Here is a 3,608-nt window from a genome sequence, read left to right on the forward strand (position 1 = left end):
CGACCCCATTCGCGCGTCGTCTCGCCGGGCCACTTGCTGGTGGCGTCAAAACCGATCTTGGAGCCGAGCCCAGAGACCGGAGAGGCGAAGTCCAGATAGTCGATCGGCGTGTTCTCGATCATCACCGTATCCCGTGCCGGGTCCATTCGCGTGGTCATGGCCCAGATCACGTCCTTCCAGTCGCGCGCGCAGACGTCGTCGTCGACGACAATGACAAACTTGGTGTACATGAACTGGCGCAGGAACGACCAGACGCCGAGCATCACCCGCTTGGCGTGACCCGGGTATTGCTTCTTCATCGCGACCACCGCGAGTCGATAGGAGCAGCCCTCGGGCGGTAGGTAGAAGTCGGCGATCTCAGGAAACTGCTTCTGCAGGATCGGCACGAAGACCTCGTTTAACGCAACGCCGAGGATAGCCGGCTCATCCGGTGGCCGGCCGGTATAGGTGCTGTGGTAGATCGGCTGCTGACGCTGGGCGATGCGATCGATGGTAAAGACCGGAAACTCATCGACCTCGTTGTAATAGCCTGTGTGGTCGCCAAACGGTCCCTCGGGCGCCGTATCGTCGGGATGCAGATGTCCCTCGAGGACGATCTCAGCCGTGGCTGGGACCTGCAGATCGGAGCCGAGACAGGCAGCGAGCTCGGTGCGACTCCCCCGCAGCAGGCCGGCAAAGGCGTACTCGGACAGGCTGTCGGGCACCGGCGTGACAGCGCCAAGGATGGTCGCCGGGTCGGCGCCGAGGGCGACGGCAATCGGGAAGGGCTGACCTGGATGTGCGCGCTGCCAGTCGCGGAAATCGAGTGCCCCGCCCCGGTGCGCGAGCCAGCGCATGATGACCCGATTGCGACCCAGCACCTGCATCCGATAGATACCGAGATTCTGCCGCGACTTCTCGGGTCCACGGGTGATGACCAGCCCCCAGGTGATGAGCGGTGCGGCATCACCGGGCCAGCAGTGCTGGATGGGCAGATGGCCAAGATCAACCTGCTCGCCCTCGAGCACCTGCTCTTGACAGGGCGGATTGCGCCGCACCTTCGGCGCCATATCCAGCACCTTCTTGAAGATTGGCAGGGTGCGCCAAGCCTCCTTCATCCCCTTCGGCGGGTCTGGCTCCTTGAGAAAGGCAAGCAGCTTGCCGACCTCGCGAAGAGCGGAGACCGATTCCTCCCCCATGCCGAGCGCGACCCGCTGTGGCGTGCCAAACAGGTTACCCAATAGTGGCACGCGGGAGCCTTTTGGGCGCTCGAATAGCAGCGCCGGCCCACCCGCACGCAGGGTACGATCGCAGATCTCGGTCACTTCGAGATAGGGATCGACCTCAATGCCGATCCGTTTGAGCTCGCCGCGACGCTCGAGCTGATCAATAAAATCGCGCAGATCCTGGTATTTCAATGGCTCTCTCGATGAATGGCTTGAGCGGATACGAAACCCCATTTTCTCATCCATCAGTCCTGTGCAGTGCACCTTCTGAGCCTCACTCCAAGCGCCGGGCTCACTAAACTGAGACCATGATCACAGCATTTACCGCTTTGACCTGCTAAGCGAGCCGCGCGACAATAGCGCGACTGATGCTGAGCGAGGGACTCCATGTCCGAAGGGGCACAACAGCCGGTGGCTAACACCGGCTTCAACCGACCTGCGATCGACGAGCAGGTGCTGGCATCGCTGCAGCGTGATCTCTCCGAGGCGATGATGCCCGAGGTCATCCAGGCGTTTCGCACTGAGGTGGACCAGCGCGTCAAGGATGTTGCTCAAGCGTTATCGAATCGGGACTGGAACTCGGCCAGTCGCCATGCGCATGCCCTCAAGGGCACGGCCGCGACACTGGGCGCGAGCGGACTCATCGACCTGGCAATCGCGATCGAGCATGCCGGCCGAGCCGGCGACTTAGCGGCATTGCAGAAGCAGTTCCAACAGTTGCAGTACCAGGTCCAGCGCATCACCGAGGATCTGAATCAACGCTATCCTAGCGCAGGTTGCCCCTAAGCCGATGGCCCAACTTGAACCGGCCTTGGACCCACTGACCAAGGTCCTGATCATCGAGGATAGCCTTACTCAAGGCGCCATCTATCGCGGTTACCTAAGGGATCAGCCCTACAGCGTGACCCATGTGCCGGATGGCCGCAGCGGGATGGCAGCCATTGAGCGCGAGCCACCGTTGGCGCTGTTGCTCGATCTGCAGCTGCCAGACATCGATGGCATGGAGATCTTGCAGCACATCTATGAGCGCAAGATGCCGATTGCCGTGGTCGTCATCACTGCGCATGGCTCGGTCGATCGAGCCGTTGACGCTATGCGGTACGGCGCCTTCGATTTCATCGAAAAGCCGCTCACCCAGAAGCGTGTGCTGGTGACGCTGCGCAATGCCATCGAGCAACGGCAGATGTCGAGCCTGGTCGAGCGCCTGCGCGATGATTTTCAGCGCGAGCGTTACTATGGCTTCATCGGCTCCTCGCTGCCCATGCAGGCAGTCTATCGCATCATCGACAGTGCAGCGCCAAGCCGCGCCACCCTCTTCATCACCGGTGAGAGTGGCACGGGCAAGGAGGTCTGCGCCCAGGCGATCCATCGACGTAGCGGCCGCAACGCGGCGCCCTTTGTCGCCATCAATTGCGCTGCGATCCCGCGCGATCTGATGGAAAGCGAGATCTTCGGTCACGTCAAAGGCAGCTTCACCGGCGCGGTGCGCGATCGGGCAGGAGCGGCGAAACAGGCGGACGGCGGCACCCTGTTCTTGGACGAGATCAGCGAGCTGGACCTGGATCTCCAAGCGAAGCTGCTTCGTTTCGTGCAAAGCAGCCAGTTCCAGCCTGTTGGTGCCAACCGCGAGGAGAAGGTGGATGTGCGTCTGGTCTGCGCAACCAACCGTGATCCCTTTGAGCAGGTGGCAGCTGGCCGTTTCCGCGAGGATCTCTTCTATCGCCTACATGTGATTCCGATCCACTTGCCGCCGCTGCGCGAGCGCAACGGCGACATTCTGCAGCTGGCACATCATTTCCTCTACCAATACAGTAGCGAGGAAGGCAAACAGCTACACGCCTTCGATCCAGAGGTCGAAGGGCTATTTGTGCGCTACCGCTGGCCAGGTAATGTCCGTCAGCTGCAGAATGTGATCCAGCATGTGGTTGTGCTACACGACGCCGATTGCGTCACTCGAGCGATGCTGCCCGCGCCGCTGAGCCACGACTTGCCGCTGAGTACCAAGCCGAGTGCCGAGCTGAATATCGAGACAACCAATGGAGCGACATCTCGGGCGGCATCTGGAGCGACTTTAGGGGCTAACGCCGACCCTAGCGCCAACCCCAAGCGAGATACAGAAGCCCCGTCTCGCCGTTCCAACAACCAGGGATCACCGATCAGGCGCTTGAAGGATATCGAGCGCGAAGCCATCGAGTCCGCGATCGATCACTTCGATGGCAACATCCCCCAGGCCGCTGCAGCGCTCGGTGTTAGCCCTTCGACCATCTATCGCAAACGCCAAACCTGGGACACGGACGCTGAGACTGACGAGTAGTACGCCAAGCGGCTCACACTGCCCTAGCGGGCAACGAGAGTAAGCGTCGGATCAGCAATGATGCACTGATCAAAGCTCAGCCAGCTGGA

At 61.3% G+C, this 3,608-nt stretch carries 3 protein-coding genes; 2 read left to right on the forward strand and 1 reads right to left on the reverse strand.

Going from position 1 to position 3,608, the window contains the following annotated elements:
- On the reverse strand, nt 1–1,397 hold a 1,397-nt coding region (ubiD, locus tag ACY693_RS16665), incomplete at its 3' end, for a 4-hydroxy-3-polyprenylbenzoate decarboxylase (protein WP_462322933.1).
- Between the two features lie 195 nt (nt 1,398–1,592).
- Between ubiD and ACY693_RS16670 the strand changes: the two genes are divergently transcribed.
- Together ACY693_RS16670 and ACY693_RS16675 are read left to right on the forward strand one after the other, a co-directional pair.
- Nucleotides 1,593–1,991, forward strand: a complete 399-nt coding sequence (locus tag ACY693_RS16670; RefSeq protein ID WP_462322934.1) for an Hpt domain-containing protein — start codon at nt 1,593–1,595, stop codon at nt 1,989–1,991.
- Between the two features lie 4 nt (nt 1,992–1,995).
- Nucleotides 1,996–3,519, forward strand: coding sequence for a sigma-54-dependent transcriptional regulator (locus ACY693_RS16675; protein WP_462322935.1), 1,524 nt, complete (start codon nt 1,996–1,998; stop codon nt 3,517–3,519).
- The last annotated feature ends 89 nt before the right edge of the window (nt 3,520–3,608 follow it).

Source organism: Halochromatium sp. (assembly GCF_054919635.1).